The organism is Enterobacter sp. fkY84-1 (assembly GCF_052974705.1).
On sequence record NZ_CP169393.1, the window covers coordinates 2,429,020 to 2,450,950 of the forward strand.

At 59.8% G+C, this 21,931-nt stretch carries 18 protein-coding genes; 14 read left to right on the top strand and 4 right to left on the bottom strand.

Annotation, left to right across the window (positions count from 1 at the left end):
• Positions 1–54: 54 nt before the first annotated feature.
• Complete coding sequence (locus ACEPLT_RS11580; protein ID WP_032651941.1) at positions 55–987, bottom strand: LysR substrate-binding domain-containing protein; 933 nt, start codon at positions 985–987, stop codon at positions 55–57.
• 170 nt (positions 988–1,157) lie between these two features.
• Here ACEPLT_RS11580 and ACEPLT_RS11585 point away from each other — a divergent pair, with 170 nt between their 5' ends.
• The 7 genes from ACEPLT_RS11585 to ACEPLT_RS11615 are packed head-to-tail and all read left to right on the top strand — an operon-like array spanning position 1,158 to position 7,608.
• Positions 1,158–2,108, top strand: coding sequence for a branched-chain amino acid ABC transporter permease (locus ACEPLT_RS11585; RefSeq protein WP_232927741.1), 951 nt, complete (start codon positions 1,158–1,160; stop codon positions 2,106–2,108).
• An 8-nt stretch (positions 2,109–2,116) separates the two neighbouring features.
• Entirely contained in the window at positions 2,117–3,223 is a 1,107-nt protein-coding gene (locus ACEPLT_RS11590) for a branched-chain amino acid ABC transporter permease (protein WP_232927739.1), read from the top strand.
• Entirely contained in the window at positions 3,220–3,987 is a 768-nt protein-coding gene (locus ACEPLT_RS11595) for an ABC transporter ATP-binding protein (RefSeq protein WP_232927738.1), read from the top strand. The genes ACEPLT_RS11590 and ACEPLT_RS11595 overlap by 4 nt, the downstream gene beginning before the upstream one ends.
• Positions 3,980–4,699, top strand: coding sequence for an ABC transporter ATP-binding protein (locus ACEPLT_RS11600; protein ID WP_232927735.1), 720 nt, complete (start codon positions 3,980–3,982; stop codon positions 4,697–4,699). Before ACEPLT_RS11595 ends, ACEPLT_RS11600 begins: the two co-directional genes overlap by 8 nt.
• A gap of 28 nt (positions 4,700–4,727) precedes the next feature.
• Complete coding sequence (locus ACEPLT_RS11605; RefSeq protein WP_039025279.1) at positions 4,728–5,885, top strand: branched-chain amino acid ABC transporter substrate-binding protein; 1,158 nt, start codon at positions 4,728–4,730, stop codon at positions 5,883–5,885.
• Between the two features lie 17 nt (positions 5,886–5,902).
• Complete coding sequence (locus ACEPLT_RS11610) at positions 5,903–6,385, top strand: L-2-amino-thiazoline-4-carboxylic acid hydrolase (RefSeq protein ID WP_023344216.1); 483 nt, start codon at positions 5,903–5,905, stop codon at positions 6,383–6,385.
• Positions 6,382–7,608, top strand: coding sequence for a Zn-dependent hydrolase (locus tag ACEPLT_RS11615; RefSeq protein ID WP_232927732.1), 1,227 nt, complete (start codon positions 6,382–6,384; stop codon positions 7,606–7,608). The genes ACEPLT_RS11610 and ACEPLT_RS11615 overlap by 4 nt, the downstream gene beginning before the upstream one ends.
• Before the next feature lie 66 nt (positions 7,609–7,674).
• On the opposite strand, the gene ACEPLT_RS11620 is transcribed toward ACEPLT_RS11615, so the two are convergent.
• Positions 7,675–9,162: an MFS transporter gene (locus tag ACEPLT_RS11620; RefSeq protein ID WP_021240210.1), complete on the bottom strand. Its 1,488-nt coding sequence runs from the start codon at positions 9,160–9,162 to the stop codon at positions 7,675–7,677.
• A 117-nt stretch (positions 9,163–9,279) separates the two neighbouring features.
• Here ACEPLT_RS11620 and ACEPLT_RS11625 point away from each other — a divergent pair, with 117 nt between their 5' ends.
• The 6 genes from ACEPLT_RS11625 (at position 9,280) to narI (ending at position 18,132) form a co-directional block, all read left to right on the top strand.
• On the top strand, positions 9,280–9,855 hold the full coding sequence (locus ACEPLT_RS11625; protein ID WP_021240211.1) for a TetR family transcriptional regulator: 576 nt from the start codon (positions 9,280–9,282) through the stop codon (positions 9,853–9,855).
• A 207-nt stretch (positions 9,856–10,062) separates the two neighbouring features.
• On the top strand, positions 10,063–11,451 hold the full coding sequence (locus ACEPLT_RS11630; RefSeq protein ID WP_032651958.1) for a NarK family nitrate/nitrite MFS transporter: 1,389 nt from the start codon (positions 10,063–10,065) through the stop codon (positions 11,449–11,451).
• 27 nt (positions 11,452–11,478) lie between these two features.
• Positions 11,479–15,219 (top strand): nitrate reductase subunit alpha, encoded by a 3,741-nt coding sequence (locus tag ACEPLT_RS11635; protein ID WP_447088248.1) that lies wholly within the window; start codon positions 11,479–11,481, stop codon positions 15,217–15,219.
• A complete protein-coding gene (narH, locus tag ACEPLT_RS11640; RefSeq protein WP_447088249.1) occupies positions 15,216–16,760 on the top strand; it encodes a nitrate reductase subunit beta in 1,545 nt (514 codons plus the stop codon). Before ACEPLT_RS11635 ends, narH begins: the two co-directional genes overlap by 4 nt.
• Entirely contained in the window at positions 16,760–17,455 is a 696-nt protein-coding gene (narW, locus tag ACEPLT_RS11645; RefSeq protein ID WP_032674866.1) for a nitrate reductase molybdenum cofactor assembly chaperone, read from the top strand. The genes narH and narW overlap by 1 nt, the downstream gene beginning before the upstream one ends.
• Entirely contained in the window at positions 17,452–18,132 is a 681-nt protein-coding gene (gene narI / locus ACEPLT_RS11650; RefSeq protein WP_023292322.1) for a respiratory nitrate reductase subunit gamma, read from the top strand. The genes narW and narI overlap by 4 nt, the downstream gene beginning before the upstream one ends.
• Before the next feature lie 78 nt (positions 18,133–18,210).
• On the opposite strand, the gene nhoA is transcribed toward narI, so the two are convergent.
• Complete coding sequence (gene nhoA, locus ACEPLT_RS11655; protein WP_232927728.1) at positions 18,211–19,056, bottom strand: N-hydroxyarylamine O-acetyltransferase; 846 nt, start codon at positions 19,054–19,056, stop codon at positions 18,211–18,213.
• Positions 19,057–19,164: 108 nt separating this feature from the next.
• Between nhoA and ACEPLT_RS11660 the strand changes: the two genes are divergently transcribed.
• Positions 19,165–19,737 carry a flavin reductase family protein gene (locus ACEPLT_RS11660; RefSeq protein ID WP_032674869.1) on the top strand — a complete coding sequence of 191 codons (573 nt, stop codon included), beginning with the start codon at positions 19,165–19,167 and terminating at the stop codon, positions 19,735–19,737.
• A 35-nt stretch (positions 19,738–19,772) separates the two neighbouring features.
• Here ACEPLT_RS11660 and fusA read toward each other — a convergent pair whose 3' ends face one another.
• A complete protein-coding gene (gene fusA, locus ACEPLT_RS11665; protein WP_023327565.1) occupies positions 19,773–21,872 on the bottom strand; it encodes an elongation factor G in 2,100 nt (699 codons plus the stop codon).
• Positions 21,873–21,931: the final 59 nt, after the last annotated feature.

Below are 21,931 nucleotides of genomic sequence, written 5' to 3' on the forward strand. Positions count from 1 at the left end.
TCTGTCAGGGCAAAAGGCCGGCGATTATCGCTGGCCTTTTTCTATTTAGGGCGCTTATTCATGGCCCGCTGCCCGCCGCAGCCAGTTTTGCAGCAGCTTGCCGTCCTCGGTCATCTCTGAATCTGAGCGCACGCAGAGGTAGTAGTCGCGTCCGTCATCAATAGGTAGGTCAAAGATCTTCACCAGCTCGCCGCTCTCAAGATACGGCGCAATCAGCGGCTCCCGCATCAGCGCACACCCCAGACCCGCCTGTACGCCCGCCAGCGTCAGCAGACCGTCCTCAAACATTGGACCGCTGCGGCGAACGGGACGCTTCACCCCCTGCTGTACAAACCACTGCGCCCACGTCGTGCGCTCCTCATCGTGCAGCAGCGGCATCTGCAGCAGTTGCTCAGGCGTGTCGATATGGCCGTGAATGCGCAAAAACGCGCGGCTGCACACCGGCACCATCTGTCCGGAAATCAGCTTTTCACTCTGATAGCCCGCCCACTGGCCGTTGCCAAAACGAATCGACATGTCCGACGCGTCGCTCAGATAGTTACGGTGGTTGGCATACACCACGTTGATCTCGGTTTGCGGGTTGGCGCGCATGAACGCAGGCAAGCGCGGGATAAACCACCCCATACCAAAAAGCGGGATCAGGCTGATGGTGACCTGACGCGTTTGCGCCTGCTCCGCCAGGTGCTCCGTCGCCTGGCGCAGCACGTTAAACGCCGCACGGATCGAGCGGTAGTATTCCCGCCCGTGCTGGCTCAGCACCAGCCTGCGCCCCTGACGCTCCGTCAGCGGCATTTGCAGGTACCCTTCGAGCACCCTGAGCTGATGGCTGACGGCCGACGGAGAAATGTCCAGCTCCTGCGCGGCCTGCGTGACGCTGCCCAGCCGGGCGATGGCCTCAAAGGCACGCACAGCCCGAAGCGGCGGATCGTTTGCAAGGCGACTTTCTGCATACGCAGGCAGGCCAACCAATTGTTCTGTTTTATTCATATGTTGATTTCTTTAGGCTTTTCACCCAAAAACAGGTCTTCATTATATTTATATAAATCATAAAGATAGAAAAATATCTATTTATCATAAGAAATAATAGATGCGTATTTTACAATTTTATTCATTTATTGGATGGTAGCCGCAGAACGAGCACTTTGCGGGTACAGACGTTGGATACACTCATACAACAACTGATCAACGGTGTGATGCTGGGAAGCATCTACGCGCTGATCGCGCTGGGCTATACCATGGTGTATGGCATTTTGCGCATTATTAACTTTGCTCACGGCGATATTCTGATGGTCGGCGCGCTCACCACGCTCTCCGCCAGTAACGCCCTGAATACCACTTTTCCGCATATGCCGCAGCTGTTGCAGCTCGGCGTTGCCCTGATGATTGCCATGGCCGTCTGCGCCCTGCTGGCGATGGCCGTGGAACGCTTTGCCTACCGTCGACTGCGCAACGCCCCGCGCCTCGCGCCGCTGATCTCGGGTATCGGCGTTTCGGTCCTGCTGCAAACCGTGGCGATGATTATCTGGACGCGCAACCCGCTGATGTTCCCGCAGATCCTGCCCATGGATCCGATTACCGTGACGTCAGGCAGCGAAGCGCATCCTCCTGCCATCGTCACCGTCACCGGTATCGTCACCGTTGTCCTGGCGCTGGCGGTGATGACCGGGCTGTGGCTGCTGGTGGAATACACCCGTCTGGGGCGCGGCATGCGCGCCGTGGCGGAAAACCCGCGCGTGGCCACGCTGATGGGGGTTAACCCAAACGCCATCATCACCCTGACGTTTGCGATTGGCGGGGCGTTTGCCGCGCTGGCAGGCGTGATGATGGCCAGCAACTACGGTAACGCCAGCTTCTCGATGGGCTTTTTGCCCGGGATAAAAGCCTTTACCGCCGCCGTGCTGGGGGGCATTGGCAACATTCGGGGCGCCATGATTGGCGGCATCCTGCTCGGCATTATCGAAGCGCTGGGCGCAGGCTACCTGGGTGAACTGACCCACGGCGTATTTGGCAGCAACTATCAGGATGTCTTTGCCTTTATGGTGCTGATCCTGGTGCTGGTCTTCCGTCCGGCTGGCCTGCTGGGCGAGCGCGTGGCGAACAGGGCGTAAGGAATTCCATGACAACACTTCAACTCCAGACCCCGGCGACGACGCGCAAATTCTGGTCAGGCATGAGCCTGTTCTGCCTCGCGCTGCTGATTGCGCCCGTGGTGGCCACGCAGCTTGGCGGCAACTACTGGGTGCGCGTCATCGACTTCGCCCTGCTCTACATCATGCTGGCGCTCGGGCTTAACATTGTGGTGGGCTATACCGGCCTGCTGGACATGGGCTTTATCGCCTTTTACGCGGTCGGCGCCTACCTCGCGGCACTGATGGCTTCCCCGCACCTGCTGGAGGTGTTCCCGATCCTCGGCGTCTGGTTCCCGGAGGGGCTGCATACCTCGTATCTGCTCATTATTCCGCTGGCCGCCCTCGTCGCGGCCGTCTGCGGGATGTTACTCGGTGCTCCTACGCTCAAGCTGCGCGGGGACTACCTGGCGATAGTGACCCTCGGCTTTGGCGAAATTATCCGCATCCTGATGCGTAACCTCGACCGTCCGGTGAACATCACCAACGGCGCAAAGGGCATTACCGGGGTGGATACGCTGAACCTGTTCGGCCTGAAGTTCAGCGGCGTATACCACTGGTTTGGTTTCAAAGTACCCGCGCTGTGGCTGTGGTACTACCTGCTGATGCTGGTGATTATCACGATCGTCTTCGTCTGCCTGCGCCTGCAGCATTCCCGTATTGGCCGCGCCTGGCACGCCATCCGCGAGGATGAAGATGTGGCGCGCGCGATGGGCATCAACGTGCGTAACTATAAGCTGCTCGCCTTTGCGATGGGCGCCTCCTTTGGCGGCGTAGCGGGTGCGCTTTTCGGCGCGTTTCAGGGCTTTGTCTCCCCGGAATCCTTCACCTTACAGGAATCGATTGCCGTACTGGCGATGGTGGTGCTGGGCGGTATGGGGCACATTCCGGGCGTGATCCTCGGCGCGGTATTGCTTACCGCCCTGCCGGAACTGCTGCGCAGCCAGGCAGCGCCGGTGCAGCAGGCGCTGTTCGGTACGGTGCTGATTGATCCTGAAGTGTTGCGACAGCTGTTTTACGGTCTGGCACTGGTGCTGGTGATGCTGGTGCGCCCGTCCGGCATCTGGCCGGTACGCCACAAGGAGGTGAAGGCATGAGTCTGTTAACCGTACGCAACATGTCAAAACGCTTCGGCGGGCTGACTGCCGTGGATGACGTTTCGATTACCGTGAACAGAGGCGAGATCTACGGGCTGATCGGCCCCAACGGCGCGGGAAAAACCACCTGCTTTAACCTGATCACCGGGCTTTATCCGGCGGACAGCGGCGAATTTTCGATTGCCGATAAGCCCTACTTCCCGAAGCAGATAGAGAAAGTGACCGCCGCCGGGATTGCCCGCACCTTCCAGAACGTGCGCCTCTTCAACGAGATGTCGGTGCTGGAAAACGTGATGGTGGGCCGCCACGTGCGCACCCGTAACGGCCTGTGGGCCGCGCTGAGCCGCCACAAACGCGCCCGCGAGGAAGAGAAGCAGACCCGCGAGCTGGCCTGGCACTGGCTGGACTATACCGGCATTGCGCAGTTCGCCCACTATCGCGCCTGCGACCTGGCCTATGGCCATCAGCGTCGGCTTGAAATCGCCCGCGCGCTGGCAACGGATCCGCTGCTGCTGGCGCTGGATGAACCCGTTGCCGGGATGAACGCGGCGGAAAAAGTGGCGCTCGGCGAGCTGCTCATCCGCATCCGCGATGACGGCAAAACCCTGCTGATGATTGAGCATGACGTCAAGCTGGTGATGGGCATCTGCGATCGCCTGACGGTGCTTGATTACGGCAAAACGCTCGCCACCGGCACGCCGGAAAGCGTGCGGCGCGACCCGGCAGTGATCGCCGCCTGGCTTGGAGGCAACGCTCATGTCTGAATTACTGAAGGTGGAACGTCTGGACGTGCATTACGGCGGCATTCAGGCCGTACGCGATGTCTCCTTTACCCTGCGCGAGGGCGAACAGGCTACGCTGATCGGCGCGAACGGCGCGGGTAAAAGCTCCACCGTGCGCGCCATTAACGGGCTGGAAAGCTTTAGCGGCAGCATTGACTTCAACGGTAAAGCGGTACGTAAACAGAGCCCGGAGACCCTGCTTCGCGACGGGCTGGTGATGGTCCCGGAGGGCCGCGGGATCTTCTCCCGCATGACGGTGCTGGAAAACCTGCAGATGGGCGCCTGGCTCAGGCGTGACACTGTCACCGTCAGACGCGAGATGAACGAAATTTTCGAGCGCTTCCCGCGTCTGGGCGAACGCCAGCATCAGCTTGCCGGGCTGCTGTCCGGCGGTGAGCAACAGCTGCTGGCCCTTAACCGCGCCCTGCTCAGCCGCCCGCGCCTGCTGATCCTCGACGAGCCGTCAATGGGCCTTGCCCCGAAGATGGTCGAGAACATTTTTGCCGTTATTGCCGGGCTGCGCGAGCGCGGCGTCGCCCTGCTGCTTATCGAACAAAACGCTCGTCTCGCGCTGGAAGTCACCGACAGCGCGTGGGTCATGGACAGCGGCAGCATTGTTCATCATGGCAAATCGAAAGCGCTGCTCAACGACGACCAGATTGCACAGATTTATTTGGGCGAAATGCCCGTTTAACCACACCAGCCAACATCAGGGAAATACAATGAAAACAGTAAAAATCAGTGCGCTCAGCGCCGCTATTCTGCTCGGTGGTTTTGCCTCAACGTCCGCGTGGGCCGCTGACGGTGAAACCGTGGTCATCGGTCTGGCAGGCCCGCTGACCGGCCCGTCTGCCCGTATCGGGAAAGATCTGGAGAACGGCGCGCAGCTGGCCATTGACGACATTAACAAGCAGCACCCGACCATCGGCGGCAAAGCGGTGACCTTCAAACTGCAGTCCGAAGACGATCAGTCCGACCCGCGCACCGCCGTAGCCGTCGCGCAGCGTCTGGTGGATAGCGGCGTGGCAGGCGTGGTCGGTCACTGGAATACCGGCACCAGCATTCCGGCGGCCCGCATTTATCACGATGCGGGTATCGCCCAGGTGGCGCCGGTCGCAACCGGTCATGCCTATACCCAACAGGGTTTTGACACCAGCTTCCGCGTGATGGGCCACGACGATGACGGCGGCCAGCTCGCCGGTCAGTACGCGGTTAACACCCTGAAAGCCAAACGCATTGCGGTGATCGACGACCGTACCGCATTTGGTCAGGGGCTTGCAGACCAGTTTATTAAATCGCTGGAAGCCCAGGGCGTGAAAATTGTCGATCGTCAGTACGTGGATGACAAAACGGTCGATTTCAGCGCCGTACTGACCGCCATCCGCAGTAAAAACGCCGATCTGATCTTCTTCGGCGGCGTCGACAGCCAGGCCGCACCGCTGGCGCGCCGCATCAAACAGCTGGGCATGAACGCCACGCTGATGGGCGCAGGCGGATTCGTCAGCCAGACGTTCCTCAAGCTGGCGCAGAAAGAAGGCGAAGGCGTTGTGGCGCTGGAGCCGGGTCTGCCCGTTGACCAGATGCCGGGTGGTAAAGCGTTCGAGCAGGCGTACCAGTCCCGCTACCACACCCATATCGAACTGCACGCCCCGTTCGCCTATGACGCCACCCGCGTGCTGGTGGCGGCGATGGAAAAAGCAGACTCCGTTGAGCCGTCCGACTATCTGCCCGCCCTGCGCGCCATCAGCTACTCCGGCGTGACCGGACAGATCGCGTTTGATAAAGAGGGCAACCTGAAATCGCCGTCGTTCACGGTCTATAAGGTTGTCGACGGCAAATGGCAGCCGCAGACCGTGCTGGGCGGCGCAAAAGCGAAGTAACGCAGCGAGGCAATGTGATGAGTGATAATAACGAGCTGGGCATTCTCGCCCGCCGCAAAATTGAAGCCGAAATTATTAAGCCAATTTATGAAATCCTGGTGCGCGAGATAGGGAAAGACCGCGCCCAGGCGGTGATTGGTGAGGCCATTGAGCAGGCCGCGATTGACGCTGGCAAAGGGTTTGCCAGCAAAGAACCCAACGGCGCAAACATCAAGAGCTTTATCGCCCTGCAGTATCTGTGGGAGAAAGATAACGCCCTGGAGGTGAAGGTGATCGACGCCGACGACCAGCAGTACAACTACAACGTGACCCGCTGTCGTTACGCGGAGATGTACCACGAGATGGGGCTGGGCGAAATTGGTCACCTGCTCTCCTGCGCGCGCGATGAAAAATTCATCGTGGGCTATGCGCCCGACGTAGAGCTAACCCGCACCACCACCATTATGCAGGGCGGCGCGTGCTGTGATTTCCGCTACCGCTGCAGTAAGGACAAGCCATGATCCGCGTCAACGCCGAACGGCTGTGGTCAACGCTTGAGATGATGGCGCAGATCGGCGGCACGCCCGCCGGTGGCGTCACCCGTCTGGCATTAAGCGAGGAAGATCGTATTGCGCGTGACCTGCTGCGCGACTGGGCGCTGGACGCCGGTTTTACCTGTGACGTCGACAGCATGGGCAACATGTTTATCCGTCGTGCGGGGAAAAATCCGCAGCTTGCCCCGGTCATGACCGGTTCGCACGTGGATACGCAGCCGCTGGGGGGGAACTACGACGGGGTTTACGGCGTGCTGGCCGGGCTGGAGCTGCTGCGAACGCTCAACGACCATCACATTGAGACGGAACGTGACGTTGTGCTGGTCAACTGGACCAACGAAGAAGGCGCGCGCTTCGCGCCAGCCATGCTCTCTTCAGGGGTCTGGACGGGGCAATTTAGCGAAGCGTACGCCCATGCCCGCGCGGATAGCAACGGTATCACCGTGGGTGAAGCCCTGGATAACATCGGCTACCGGGGTGAAGCCCCTGCCCGCGCGTTTCCGGTTCACGCCTGCTACGAGCTGCACATCGAGCAGGGCCCGATTCTGGAGGACGAAGGTCTGGATATCGGGCTCGTCCGCGCGGCAATGGGCCAGCGCTGGTTCACCCTGACGCTGGACGGATTTGCCGCTCATGCAGGAACGACGCCGATGCACAGCCGCCGCGACGCGCTGACCGCCTTCGCGGAGCTGGCGCTGAAGGTGGAGGAGATTGGCTATCGGCATGCGCCGGACGGACGGGCGACGATCGGTATGGCGCAGGTTACGCCAAACTCGCGCAACGTCGTGCCGTCTCGGGTGGTCTGCAGCGTGGAGTTTCGCCATCCGGCGCTGACGGCGCTGGAAGCCATGGAGGCAGCGCTGCATAAGGTGGCTGAAAGCCTGAGCCTGCGCGGGGTGGCGGCTGTCGTTGAGCGCATCTTTGACTACGCGCCCATCGCGTTTGATGCCGAATGTCTGGCCCGCACGGAGAAGGCCGTGGCGGAACTGGGCTACTCGGCGAAACCGATGGTCTCCGGCGCGGGACACGACGCCTGCTATGTGAGCAAAATTGCCCCTGCCAGCATGATTTTTATCCCCTGCGTGAAGGGCATCAGCCATAACGAAGCGGAAAGGATCCTGCCGGAGTGGTCAGAGAAAGGGGCAAACGTGCTGTTGCACAGCGTGTTGGCCGCGGCCCAGGAAAAATAAACCGGGTGGCGCGGCTCGGACAACCGCGCCCGTAGGCCCGGTAAGCGCAGCGCCACCGGGCGTGTTTTACCCCTTCGGCACCTTCGCCAGGCTGAACCAGATCCCCACTGCCAGCAACAGCAGCATTCCGCCCGCACTCCCCAGCGCCACGCTGTGAGAGGTGATAAAGGCGCTTTTCGCCGCCTCAATCACCGGCTCCGCGAGGGACGGCGTCAGTTCCTGCGCCACCTTCATCGCTTCACCAATCGATGACGAGGCTTTATCGACGAGCGAGGCATGCAGCCCCTGCGGCAGCGCAATCGACGCCGAGAAGCTGCGGGTCAACAGCAGACCAAAAATGGCGATCCCCAGCCCGGCCCCCAGCTCATAGGACATGGTTTCAATGGCTCCGGCGGCAGCCGCCTTCTCTTTCGGCGCGGCCGCCATAATGGCCGAGGTCGAGGCCAGCAGCGCGCTGGCGGCACTGAAGCCGAGCAGCACCATCAGCCCCCACGCCTGCCACTGCTGCGTGCTGAAGTCGAGCGTCGACAGGCCGATAAAGCTGACCGCGCTCAGCCCCATGCCACCCGCAGCGACAATGCGTAGCCCCAGACGGCCCACCAGCACACCGGCAATCGGTCCGCTGAACCCGCTGGCCACCATTACCGGGAGCATAAACATGCCCGCCTCGAACGGCGTAAAGCCATGGACAAACTGCAGTTCCTGCGCCATCAGCAGCTCAAACCCGACCAGGGCAATCATGGCGGTCATCGCCATGACCACGCCGCTCAGAATGATGCGGTGACAGAACAGGCGCATGTCGATCATCGGCACGCGGGCGCGCAGCTGGATGCGCACAAAAATAAACAGCATCACGGCACCCGTCAGCAGGGTACACGCCACCAGCCACGGCGCCAGAGCGCCCTTAAGCGCGGTTTTGGCGCTGTAGACCAGCAGCAAAATCGCCACAATCAGCATGATGGCATGGCTGATATTCAGCGGCTGCTCCGGTCGGCCCTGCTGACGGGGGACAAAACGCGCGGCCAGCGACACCACCACCAGCACAATCGGTACGTTGATCAAAAACACCGATCCCCAGTAAAAATGCTCCAGCAGCATACCGCCAATCAGCGGGCCAAACGCTGCCCCGCCGGAACCGACCGCCGCCCAGACGCCGAGCGCGATGTTGCGATCTTTCGCGTCGGTAAAGAGCGTGCGGATCCCCGCCAGAGTGGCAGGAATGATCATGGCCGCACCAATCGCCAGCGAGGCGCGCGCCGCGATCAGCCACCCTGCTGAGGGAGCAAACGCTGCCGCCAGGGATGACAGGCCAAACAGCGTGCTGCCGATCATCAACAACCGTTTAAAACCGATGCGGTCACCCAGGGCGCCCATCGGCAGCACCATTCCCGCCATCACCAGCGAGTAAATATCGATGATCCACAATAGTTCATTGCCGCTGGCGCCCAGCGTCATGCTCAATGTCGGCGCCGCTACGTGCAGCACCGTCGCGTCAATCGCCACCGGGATATACACCAGCACGATAATCACTAACGCTAACCACTGACGAAACATAAATTTCCTTTTCATCTCAAACCTGGACACATGTCCAGATTGCGATCCTACGTAAAGTTGAACGCGTGTCCAGCTTTTTGTTACACTCGTTTCATTCCTATTGAGAGTAGTGAAAAAATGCAATATTTGAGCAAGGAAGAGAGACGGGAAGCGATCCTGCAGGCCGCGATGCGCGTGGCGCTGGCCGAGGGGCTGGCAGCCATGACGGTACGGCGAATTGCCGCAGAAGCGGGCGTCGCGACCGGACAGGTCCACCACCACTTCGCCTCCGGCGGCGAGCTAAAATCGCTGGCCTTTGTGCGCGTGATCCGCGAGCTGCTGGATGCCGACGTGGTGGGTGAAAACGCCAGCTGGCGGGAACGGCTGCACAGCATGCTCGGCAGTGACGACGGCGGGCTTGAGCCTTACATTCGCCTCTGGCGGGAAGCTCAAATTCTCGCCAGCCGGGATCCTGAAATCAACGCGGCTTACGCCCTGACCATGGAGATGTGGCATCAGGAGACCGTGGCGATTATCCGCGCCGGGGCGGAGGCCAACGCCTTTACGCTTACCGATCGCGCGGAAAATATTGCCTGGCGATTGATCGGGCTGGTTTGTGGGCTTGATGGGATCACGATTTTAAATATGCCCGAAATGGACGATGCGGCGTTTAATAAGCATCTTGATAAACTTATCTCCCTCGAATTGGGTTAATACTCCCAACGGAGTATTATTTACCGCGAGTTTTACAATTAGTAACACATTAAGCGAACCCATATTTCCTTTCGAATCTCAGGGGTTCGCTTTTTTATCTATCCTTTCAGTTGTATCCAAAAACATCCAATAAACCAACCAGCGCACTCACATCTATCTAACTGTTTTCATTTGTTTTCTCTTCATTCTGGCGAGCAAGAGGGTGATATGTCACAACAAAGTGAGAAGAGTAATCCGCATCTGTTAAGTAACTGGAAACCGGAAAATGTGCAATTTTGGGAAAACAAAGGAAAACATATCGCGCGAAGAAACCTGTGGATTTCTGTCGCCTGTTTGCTGTTAGCGTTTTGCGTCTGGATGTTATTTAGCGCCATTGCCGTCAATCTGAATAAAGTCGGATTTAATTTCACCACCGATCAACTTTTTATGTTAACGGCATTACCTTCTCTCTCCGGCGCGATATTGCGCGTCCCCTATTCGTTTATGGTGCCCATATTTGGCGGACGATACTGGACGGTATTGAGTACCGTCATCCTGATCATTCCCTGCGTCTGGCTGGGGATGGCCATTCAGAACACCGCGACGCCTTACTGGATCTTTATCGTGATTGCCCTGCTCTGCGGCTTTGCAGGCGCCAACTTTGCCTCCAGCATGGGCAACATCAGCTTCTTCTTCCCCAAGGCAAAACAGGGTAGCGCGCTCGGTATTAACGGCGGGCTCGGCAACCTGGGCGTCAGCGTGATGCAGCTGTTTGCTCCGCTGGTAATTTTCCTGCCAATGTTTACCTTCCTCGGCGTGCACGGCGTACCGCAGGAGGACGGCTCAACGATGTGGCTGGCCAATGCGGCCTGGGTCTGGGCGCCGCTGCTGCTGCTGGCCACCCTTGCGGCGTTTTTTGGCATGAACGATATCGCCAGCTCCAAGGCCTCTATCGCCAGCCAGCTGCCGGTACTGAAGCGCTTTCACCTCTGGCTGCTGAGCCTGCTTTATCTTGCTACCTTCGGCTCGTTTATCGGCTTCTCGGCGGGCTTTGCCATGCTGTCAAAAACCCAGTTTCCGCACGTCAACATTCTGCACCTCGCCTTCTTTGGCCCCCTAATCGGTGCGCTGGCGCGATCAGCGGGCGGGATGATCTCTGACAAACTGGGCGGCGTCCGGGTCACGCTGATTAACTTCGTTTTTATGGCCCTCTTCAGCGCCCTGATCTTCCTGACGCTGCCCGGCTCTGGCTCCGGCAGCTTCGTCGCGTTCTATCTGGTCTTTATGGGGCTGTTCCTCACCGCCGGGCTCGGCAGCGGATCCACCTTCCAGATGATCGCGATTATTTTCCGCCAAATCACGCTCGACCGCGTCAAAAAGCAGGGCGGCACGGACGAGCAGGCGCAGCACGAAGCGGTGACAGAAACCGCCGCCGCGCTGGGCTTTATCTCCGCTATCGGCGCCGTTGGCGGGTTCTTCATTCCCAAAGCCTTTGGCACCTCGCTGGCAATGACCGGATCGCCGGTCGGCGCCATGAAGGTGTTCCTCGTGTTTTACATCGTCTGCGTGCTCGTTACCTGGCTGGTGTATGGCCGCAAATCCGCAAAACAAGAATAACTACACGTCCGAAGCAGGAGAAATGTCATGAGCAAACTGTTGGATCGCTTTCGTTATTTCAAAACAAAGGGGGACAGCTTCGCCAACGGGCACGGGCAGGTATATAACACCAACCGCGGCTGGGAGGACGGCTACCGTCAGCGCTGGCAGTTCGACAAGATCGTGCGCTCCACCCACGGCGTGAACTGTACCGGCTCCTGCAGCTGGAAGATTTACGTTAAAAACGGCCTGGTGACCTGGGAAACCCAGCAGACAGATTACCCACGCACCCGCCCTGACCTGCCCAACCACGAACCGCGCGGCTGCCCGCGTGGCGCAAGCTACTCGTGGTATATCTACAGCGCCAACCGTCTTAAATACCCACTGGTGCGCCGCAGGCTGATTGAGCTGTGGCGCGAGGCGCTGGCGCAGCATACCGATCCGGTGCTGGCCTGGGACGCCATCCAGAGCGATCCGCAAAAGGCGCAAAGCTACAGGAAGGCGCGGGGTAAAGGCGGGTTTATCCGCTCAAACTGGAAAGAGCTGAACCAGCTGATCGCCGCCGCCAACGTCTGGACCATCAAAAACTATGGTCCGGACCGCGTGGCCGGTTTTTCCCCTATTCCGGCGATGTCGATGGTCTCCTACGCCGCCGGCACGCGCTATCTTTCCCTGCTGGGCGGTACCTGCCTGAGCTTCTACGACTGGTACTGCGACCTGCCGCCTGCGTCGCCGATGACCTGGGGCGAGCAGACCGACGTGCCGGAGTCCGCCGACTGGTACAACTCCAGCTACATCATTGCCTGGGGCTCGAACGTGCCGCAGACGCGTACTCCGGACGCCCATTTCTTCACCGAAGTGCGCTACAAGGGCACCAAAACCGTCGCCATCACGCCGGACTTCTCGGAAGTCGCGAAGCTGAGCGACCAGTGGCTGTCCCCCAAACAGGGCACCGACAGCGCCCTCGCCATGGCGATGGGCCACATGATCCTCAAAGAATTTCACCTCGATAACCCGAGCGACTACTTCCTTAACTACTGCCGCCGCTATACCGATATGCCGATGCTGGTGCTGTTGGACGAGCAGGAAGACGGTCGCGTCGTGCCTGGGCGTATGCTGCGCGCCTCGGACCTTGTCGACGGGCTGGGGGAAGCCAATAACCCGGAGTGGAAGACCGTCGCCTTTGATATTGCCGGAAACCTGGTGGTGCCAAACGGCTCCATCGGCTTCCGCTGGGGAGAAAAAGGCAAATGGAACCTGGAGCCACAGGCTGCGGGCCACGACACCGAACTGACGCTGTCGCTGCTCATTACCCACGACAGCGTGGCCGATGTCGCCTTCCCCTACTTTGGCGGCAACGAGAACCCGCATTTCCGCAGCGTGAAGCAGGAGCCGGTGCTGACGCGCCGCGTGCCGAGCAAAACCCTGACCCTCGCCGACGGCAGCGAGAAACGGGTAGTCAGCGTTTACGATCTGGTGCTGGCGAACTACGGTCTCGATCGCGGTCTGGAGGACAGCAACGCCGCAGAGAGCTATGACCAGGTCAAAGCCTATACCCCCGCCTGGGGCGAGCAGATCACCGGCGTGCCCGCCCGGCTGATTGAAAAAATCGCCCGCGAGTTTGCCGACACGGCGCACAAAACCCACGGCCGGTCGATGATCATTCTCGGTGCAGGGGTGAACCACTGGTACCACATGGACATGAACTACCGCGGGATGATCAACATGCTGGTCTTCTGCGGCTGCGTCGGGCAGAGCGGCGGCGGCTGGTCGCACTATGTCGGCCAGGAGAAGCTGCGCCCGCAAACCGGCTGGCTGCCGCTGGCCTTCGCGCTGGACTGGAACCGTCCGCCGCGCCAGATGAACAGCACCTCCTTCTTCTACAACCACGCCAGCCAGTGGCGCTACGAGAAGCTGACCGCGCAGGAGCTGCTCTCCCCGCTGGCGGACGCCTCGAGGTTCACCGGCCACCTGATTGATTTCAACGTCCGCGCCGAGCGCATGGGCTGGCTGCCGTCGGCGCCGCAGCTCAACCTCAACCCGCTGCACATAAAGGCCCGCGCGGACGCGGCGGGCATGACGCCGCAGGAGTACACCGTTCAGGCGTTAAAATCGGGCGAGATCCGCTTCGCCTGCGAGCAGCCGGACAACGGCAAGAACCATCCGCGCAACCTGTTCGTCTGGCGCTCTAACCTGCTCGGCTCGTCCGGGAAAGGCCACGAGTACATGCTGAAATACCTGCTCGGCACCGAGAGCGGGATTCAGGGCGAGGATTTGGGCTCAACCGACGACGTGAAGCCTGAGGAAGTGGAGTGGCAGACCGCCGCCATTGAGGGCAAGCTCGACCTGCTGGTGACGCTCGACTTCCGCATGTCCAGCACCTGCCTGTTCTCGGATATCGTCCTGCCGACCGCCACCTGGTATGAAAAAGACGATATGAATACCTCGGACATGCATCCGTTTATTCACCCGCTCTCGGCCGCCGTCGACCCGGCGTGGGAATCGCGCAGCGACTGGGAGATCTACAAGGGCATTGCCAGAGTATTCTCCGAGGTCTGCGTTGGCCATCTGGGCACCGAAACCGACGTGGTGCTACAGCCGCTACAGCATGACTCCCCGGCGGAGCTGTCGCAGCCGTTTGATATTCAGGACTGGCGCAAAGGGGAATGCGATCTGATCCCCGGTAAAACGGCGCCGAACATTGCGGTGGTCGAGCGTAACTACCCGGAAACGTACGAACGCTTCACCGCCCTCGGTCCGCTGATGGACACGCTCGGCAACGGCGGGAAAGGCATATCGTGGAACACGCAGAACGAGGTCGATTTCCTGGGCAAGCTCAACTACGTCAAGCTCGACGGCCCGGCGAAAGGCCGTCCGCGCATTGAAACCGCTATTGACGCCTCGGAGGTGATCCTCGCCCTCGCGCCGGAAACCAACGGCCAGGTGGCGGTGAAGGCCTGGGAAGCGCTCGGCGAGCTGACCGGGCGCAATCACACCCATCTGGCGCTGAACAAGGAAGACGAGAAGATCCGCTTCCGCGATATCCAGGCGCAGCCGCGTAAAATCATCTCCAGCCCGACCTGGTCCGGCCTGGAGAGCGAGCACGTCTCCTATAACGCGGGCTATACCAACGTTCACGAGCTGATCCCGTGGCGCACGCTGTCTGGCCGCCAGCAGCTGTATCAGGATCATCCCTGGATGCGCGCCTTCGGCGAAAGTCTGGTGGCCTATCGTCCACCGATTGACACCCGCAGCGTCACCCATATGCGCGAGATCCCGCCGAACGGCTTCCCGGAAAAAGCGCTCAATTTCCTGACGCCGCACCAGAAATGGGGCATTCACTCCACCTACAGCGAAAACCTGCTGATGCAGACCCTCTCGCGCGGCGGGCCGATTGTCTGGATCAGCGAAACCGACGCCCGCGAGCTGGGCATTGAGGACAACGACTGGATCGAGGCCTTCAACGCCAACGGCGCCCTCACCGCCCGCGCGGTGGTCAGCCAGCGCGTGCCGCCGGGCATGACCATGATGTACCACGCTCAGGAGCGCATCCTGAACATTCCGGGTTCCGAGGTGACCGGACGGCGCGGCGGGATCCACAACTCTGTCACCCGCGTCTGCCCGAAACCGACGCACATGATCGGCGGCTACGCCCAGCTGGCGTACAGCTTCAACTACTACGGCACCGTCGGCTCCAACCGCGACGAGTTCATCATGATCCGCAAAATGAAAAACATTAACTGGCTGGACGGCGAAGGTCGGGATCAGGTCCAGGAGGCGAAAAAATGAAAATACGCTCACAGGTTGGCATGGTTCTGAATCTCGATAAATGCATCGGCTGCCACACCTGCTCGGTCACCTGTAAGAACGTCTGGACCGGGCGTGAAGGGATGGAATATGCGTGGTTTAACAACGTCGAAACCAAACCGGGCATCGGCTACCCGAAAAACTGGGAAGATCAGGAGGAGTGGCAAGGCGGCTGGATCCGTGGCATTCACGGCAAGCTGACGCCGCGTCTCGGCGGCAAGATGGGCGTGCTGTCGAAGATTTTCGCTAACCCCGTCCTGCCGCAGATTGACGATTACTATGAGCCCTTTACCTTTGACTATCAGGATCTGCACCGCGCGCCGGAGGGCGATCATCTCCCTACCGCCCGCCCGCGCTCGCTGATTGACGGCAAGCGGATGGATAAAATCGTCTGGGGGCCAAACTGGGAGGAGCTGCTGGGGGGCGAGTTCGAAAAACGCGCCCGCGACTGCAACTTCCAGAAGATCCAGAAGGAGATGTACGGCCAGTTCGAAAACACCTTCATGATGTACCTGCCGCGCCTGTGCGAGCACTGTCTCAACCCGAGCTGCGTCGCCACCTGCCCGAGCGGCGCGATCTACAAGCGCGAAGAGGACGGCATTGTGCTGATCGACCAGGACAAATGCCGCGGCTGGCGCCTGTGCATCAGCGGCTGTCCGTACAAGAAAATCTACTTCAACTGGAAGAGCGGCAAGTCAGAGAAGTGCATCTTCTGCTACCCGCGCATTGAGTCCGGCCAGCCGACCGTCTGCTCGGAAACCTGCGTCGGGCGCATCCGCTACCTCGGCGTGCTGCTGTATGACGCGGACCGTATTGAAGAGGCGGCCAGCACCGAGCATGAAACCGATCTGTACGAGCGCCAGTGCGACGTGTTCCTCAACCCGAACGATCCGGCGGTGATTGAGGAAGCGCTGAAGCAGGGTATTCCGCAGAACGTGATTGACGCCGCCCAGCGTTCCCCGGTCTACAAAATGGCGATGGACTGGAAACTGGCTCTGCCGCTGCACCCGGAATACCGCACCCTGCCGATGGTCTGGTACGTGCCGCCGCTGTCGCCGATTCAGTCCTACGCGGACGCCGGCGGCCTGCCGCAGAGCGACGGCGTTCTTCCCGCAGTCGAAAGCCTGCGCATTCCGGTGCAGTATCTGGCGAACATGCTCAGCGCGGGCGATACCGGCCCGGTGCTGCGCGCCCTGAAGCGCATGATGGCAATGCGTCACTACAAGCGTTCCCAGACCGTGGAAGGCGTGACCGATACCCGCGCCATTGAAGAGGTCGGCCTGACCGAAGCGCAGGTTGAGGAGATGTACCGCTATCTGGCGATTGCCAACTACGAAGACCGCTTCGTGATCCCGACCAGCCACCGCGAAATGGCGCGCGACGCCTTCCCGGAGAAAAACGGCTGCGGCTTCACCTTCGGCGACGGCTGCCACGGCTCCGATACGAAATTCAACCTCTTCAACAGCAGCCGCATTGATGCAATTAACATCACCGAGGTGCGCGAACACGGGGAGGGAGAGTAATGCAGATCCTCAAAATCATCGCGCTGCTGATCGAGTATCCCGATGAGACCCTGTGGGAAAACCGTGATGAAGCGCTTTCGTTAATTGCGCAGGACGCGCCCATGCTGCTGCCGTTTGCCAGCCAGCACCTGAGCGCCCCGCTGCTGGATAAACAGGCCGAATGGTGCGAAGTGTTTGAGCGCGGTCGCGCGACGTCGCTGCTGCTGTTCGAGCACGTTCACGCCGAGTCCCGCGATCGCGGCCAGGCGATGGTCGACCTGATGAGCCAGTATGAGAAAGCGGGTCTTGAGCTGGACTGCCGCGAGCTGCCGGACTACCTGCCGCTCTACCTGGAATATCTCAGCATCGTCACCGACGACGAAGCGCGTGACGGGCTGCAAAACGTCGCACCGATCCTGGCACTGATCGGCGGCCGCCTGAAGCAGCGCGGCGTGGCGCACTATCAGCTGTTTGACGCTCTGCTGGCGCTGGCGGGAACGCGGCTTTCCAGCGACAGCGTGGCGAAACAGGTGTCCGGTGAAAAACGGGATGATACCCGTCAGGCGCTGGACGCCGTGTGGGAAGAGGAACAGGTGAAGTTTATCGAAGACAACGCCACATCGTGCGACAGCTCGCCGATGCAGCAATATCAACGACGCTTTAGCCAGGACGTCGCGCCGCAGTACGTGGACGTCAGCGCCGGAGGCCCAAAATGACACACTACCTGAACGTGTTTTTCTATGACATTTATCCGTACATCTGCGCCACCGTGTTTTTCCTCGGCAGCTGGTTGCGCTACGACTACGGGCAGTACACCTGGCGCGCCTCGTCAAGCCAGATGCTCAGCAAGCGCGGGATGAACTGGGGTTCTAACCTGTTTCATATCGGGATCCTGGGGATTTTCTTCGGGCACCTGTTCGGCATGTTAACCCCGCACTGGATGTACGCCTGGTTTTTACCCGTCGCGGTTAAACAGCAGCTGGCCATGATTGCGGGCGGAATTTGCGGCGTGCTGACGCTGATTGGCGGGTCGATGCTGCTGATTCGCCGCTTGTTCAACCAGCGGGTGCGTGCCACCTCCACCACGCCGGATATCATCATTATGAGTATCCTGCTGATACAGTGCATTCTGGGGCTATCGACCATTCCTTTCTCCGCGCAATATCCTGACGGAAGCGAGATGATGAAGTTGGTGGGCTGGGCGCAGGGGATCGTGACGTTTAAGGGCGGTTCATCAGAAATGCTGAGCGGCGTGGCGCCGATCTTCCGCGTGCATCTGGTGTTGGGGATGACGATCTTCCTCATCTTCCCCTTCACCCGCCTGGTGCACGTGTGGAGCGCGCCGTTTGAGTACTTTACGCGGCGGTATCAGGTGGTGAGATCGCGCCGTTGATTTGTCGGGTGGCGGCTACGCCTTACCCGACCTACGTTCACACGCCCGTTGGCCCGGTAAGGCGTAGCCGCCACCGGGCTATTTCCCGGCCTGCGGATGCGTATCAAACCCCGCCATCACCGCCGTCAGCTCGGCCAGGGTAAAGCCGTGCTTCGGGTCATCAACGCCCAGGCCAAACCGCTCCTGCAGCAGCTTATACAGCGCCTCCGCATCCGGCAAATGGTTCTGCTCCTCCACATGACCGTTCTGCCAGTGGGTAAAGTTGAAGTTGGTCAGCGTCAGCTTGCCGCCGTCCGGCAGATGGCGGCACATCAGCAGATGATGGCGGAAATGCGACTGCGGCCAGTGCGCCGACCAGAAATTCCCCATCACGTAATCGCTGAAATACTGCGTCGTCAGGTCAAAGTGGTACATCGACTGCCAGTGCTCGTGGTGGCGGAACTGCAGCACCCAGTCGTTGCCCTCGCTCAGCAGACGATACAGACCGTGCGGCGTTTCCTGCTCCTCGTTAGCGAGTAAACGAATCGGCGCCGTCAGCGTCTGGCCGCCAAACCCCACGTCCGCAATCCAGCGCTCACCGTTAAGCTCAACCAGCAGCAGGCGGTGCGTGCGCGGCGGCATTTGCGGCGGGCTCGCTAATACCACGCGCCCCAATACGCTGCGCACGGTAAACCCGACGTCACGCAATACCCGCTCAAACAGGCCGTTTTGCTCAAAGCAGTATCCCCCACGACGGGCGGTCAGCAATTTGTCGACCAGACACTGGTCTTCGAGATGAATTTCGCGCGGCAGGACGACATCGATATTCTCAAACGGGATCGCGCAGTTGTGATGTAAATGCAGTGCGCGCAGGGTGTCTATATCAGCAGAAGCCGGTTGCTTCCAGCCGATGCGGGCGAAATAGGCGGTCAGAAAGGGGGACATGCATCAGATTCCTTTGATTGTGATGTTCTGTTTATAAACTAATTCTACGCGCTCACTTTGATTTACGTGCTTTTTCGTCATACTCATCGTTACAGATGAGGAGATCCTATGAGCCACTTTCACCCTGTTGAATTACGTCATGCCAGCCGTCTGCTCAACCACGGTCCTACCGTACTGATTACCAGTCGTGATGAAACGATCGACAGACGTAACGTTATGGCCGCCGCATGGTCCATGCCCGTTGAGTTTGAACCGCCACGCATCGCGATAGTCGTGGATAAAAGTACCTGGTCACGCGAGCTGATCGAACGCAGCGGAAAATTTGGCATCGTCATTCCCGGCGTGGCGGCGGCCAACTGGACTTACGCGGTGGGCAGCGTCAGCGGGCGCGACGAGGACAAATTCAACTGTTACGGGATCCCGGTCGTGAATGGCCCGGAACTCGGCCTGCCGGTCATTGAAGAGAAATGCCTGGCGTGGATGGAATGCCGGTTATTACCCGTGACCGCCGCGGCAGAGAAATACGACACGCTGTTTGGTGAAGTGGTTTCAGCGGCAGCGGATGAGCGGGCGTTTATTGCCGGACGCTGGCAGTTTGACGGGGATAAGCTCAATACCCTGCATCATCTTGGGGCCGGGACGTTTGTGGCGAGCGGGAAGATGGTGAAGGCGCTGGATTGAGAAAACCCTCCCCCTATTGGGAGAGGGTGACCGTACTACTTCGCACGCCGTGCAATAATCTCATCCGCAACATTCCGCGGGGCTTCCGCAAAATGGTGGAACTCCATCGTATACGTCGCGCGTCCCTGGGACATCGAGCGCAATGTCGTGGCATAACCAAACATCTCCGCCAGCGGCACGTCAGCGCGAATAATCTGGCTTCCGTACTGCTCTGCCATCCCCTGCACCATGCCGCGGCGGGAAGAGAGATCGCCCATGATGTTACCGGCGTACTCTTCCGGTGTTTCCACCTCCACGTGCATGATCGGCTCAAGGATCGCCGGATCCGCCCTGCGGGCGCCCTCTTTAAAGCCGAGGATCGCCGCCATGCGGAACGCCATCTCCGAGGAGTCGACGTCGTGATACGAGCCAAACGTCAGCGTCGCTTTAACATCGACGACCGGATAGCCCGCCAGCACGCCGCTGTTCATCGCTTCCCGCAGTCCTTTCTCAACGGAGGGGATATACTCGCGCGGCACCACGCCGCCCTTGGTGGCATCTTCAAATTTAAAACCACTTCCGGGCTCCAGAGGCTCCAGACTCAGGACCACATGGCCGTACTGCCCTTTACCGCCGGACTGTCGGACAAATTTGCCCTCGATGTCCTTCACCGTTTTACGCAGAGTTTCACGGTAGGTCACCTGCGGACGACCGATATTTGCCTCGACGCCAAACTCACGCTTCATGCGGTCGACGATAATCTCGAGGTGTAGCTCACCCATCCCGGAGATAATGGTCTGACCGGACTCTTCGTCAGTGTGCAGGCGGAAAGACGGATCTTCCGCCGCCAGACGCTGCAGCGCGATGCCCATTTTCTCCTGATCGCCTTTGGTTTTCGGCTCAATCGCCAGCGAGATCACCGGGTCCGGGAACTCCATGCGCTCAAGCGTAATGACGGCGTTCGGATCGGTGAGCGTGTCGCCGGTGGTTACGTCTTTTAACCCGACACAGGCCGCGATATCCCCGGCGCGCAGTTCATCCACCTCGTGGCGATCGTTGGCATGCATCAGTACGATTCGCCCGATGCGCTCTTTCTTCCCTTTCACCGGGTTATACACCGCGTCGCCTTTACGCAGCACGCCAGAATAGACGCGGATAAAGGTCAGCTGCCCGACGTACGGATCGCTCATCAGCTTGAACGCCAGCGCCGAGAACGGCTCATCATCGCTCGGGTGACGCTCCGCGTGCTGCCCTTTTTCATCCACGCCATCAATGGCCGGCACGTCCAGCGGCGACGGCATCAGCTCGATCACCGCATCGAGCATGCGCTGCACGCCTTTGTTTTTGAAGGCGCTGCCGCACAGCATCGGTTGGATTTCCCCGGCAATGGTGCGAATACGCAGCCCTTTGATGATTTCAGCTTCATCAAGATTGCCCGTTTCCAGGTACTTATCCATCAGTTCATCGCTTGCTTCCGCCGCCGCAGAGACCATTTTTTCGCGCCACTCTTGCGCGGTACTGAGCAGATCGTCAGGTACTGGCGCATAGTTAAACGCCATGCCCTGAGTGGCATCGTCCCACAGAATGGTGCGCATTTTGATCAGATCCACCACGCCGGTGAAATGATCTTCGGCACCCACCGGGATGACAATCGGCACCGGATTGGCCTTCAGGCGTTCCTGCATCATCCGCACGACGCGGAAGAAGTCGGCACCCGGACGGTCCATTTTGTTGACGAAGGCCAGACGCGGTACGTGATATTTATTGGCCTGACGCCAGACGGTTTCCGACTGCGGCTGCACGCCGCCCACGGAGTCATACACCATCACGGCACCGTCGAGTACGCGCATGGAACGTTCCACCTCAATGGTGAAATCCACGTGCCCCGGGGTGTCGATGATGTTAATCCGGTGCGGCTCATAGCCTCTGTCCATGCCTGGCCAGAAGCAGCTGACCGCCGCGGACGTAATGGTGATCCCGCGCTCTTGCTCCTGCGCCATCCAGTCAGTGGTTGCCGCGCCATCGTGTACTTCACCCAGCTTGTGGCTCATCCCGGTATAAAACAGGATGCGCTCGGTGGTGGTGGTTTTACCGGCATCGATATGCGCGGAGATACCGATGTTGCGATAACGTTCGAGAGGGATGGGTCGGGGCATGATATTTCCTTAGTCAGTATGACGTGTTTGTGACGACCAGGATGGTCGTGCATTCGTTC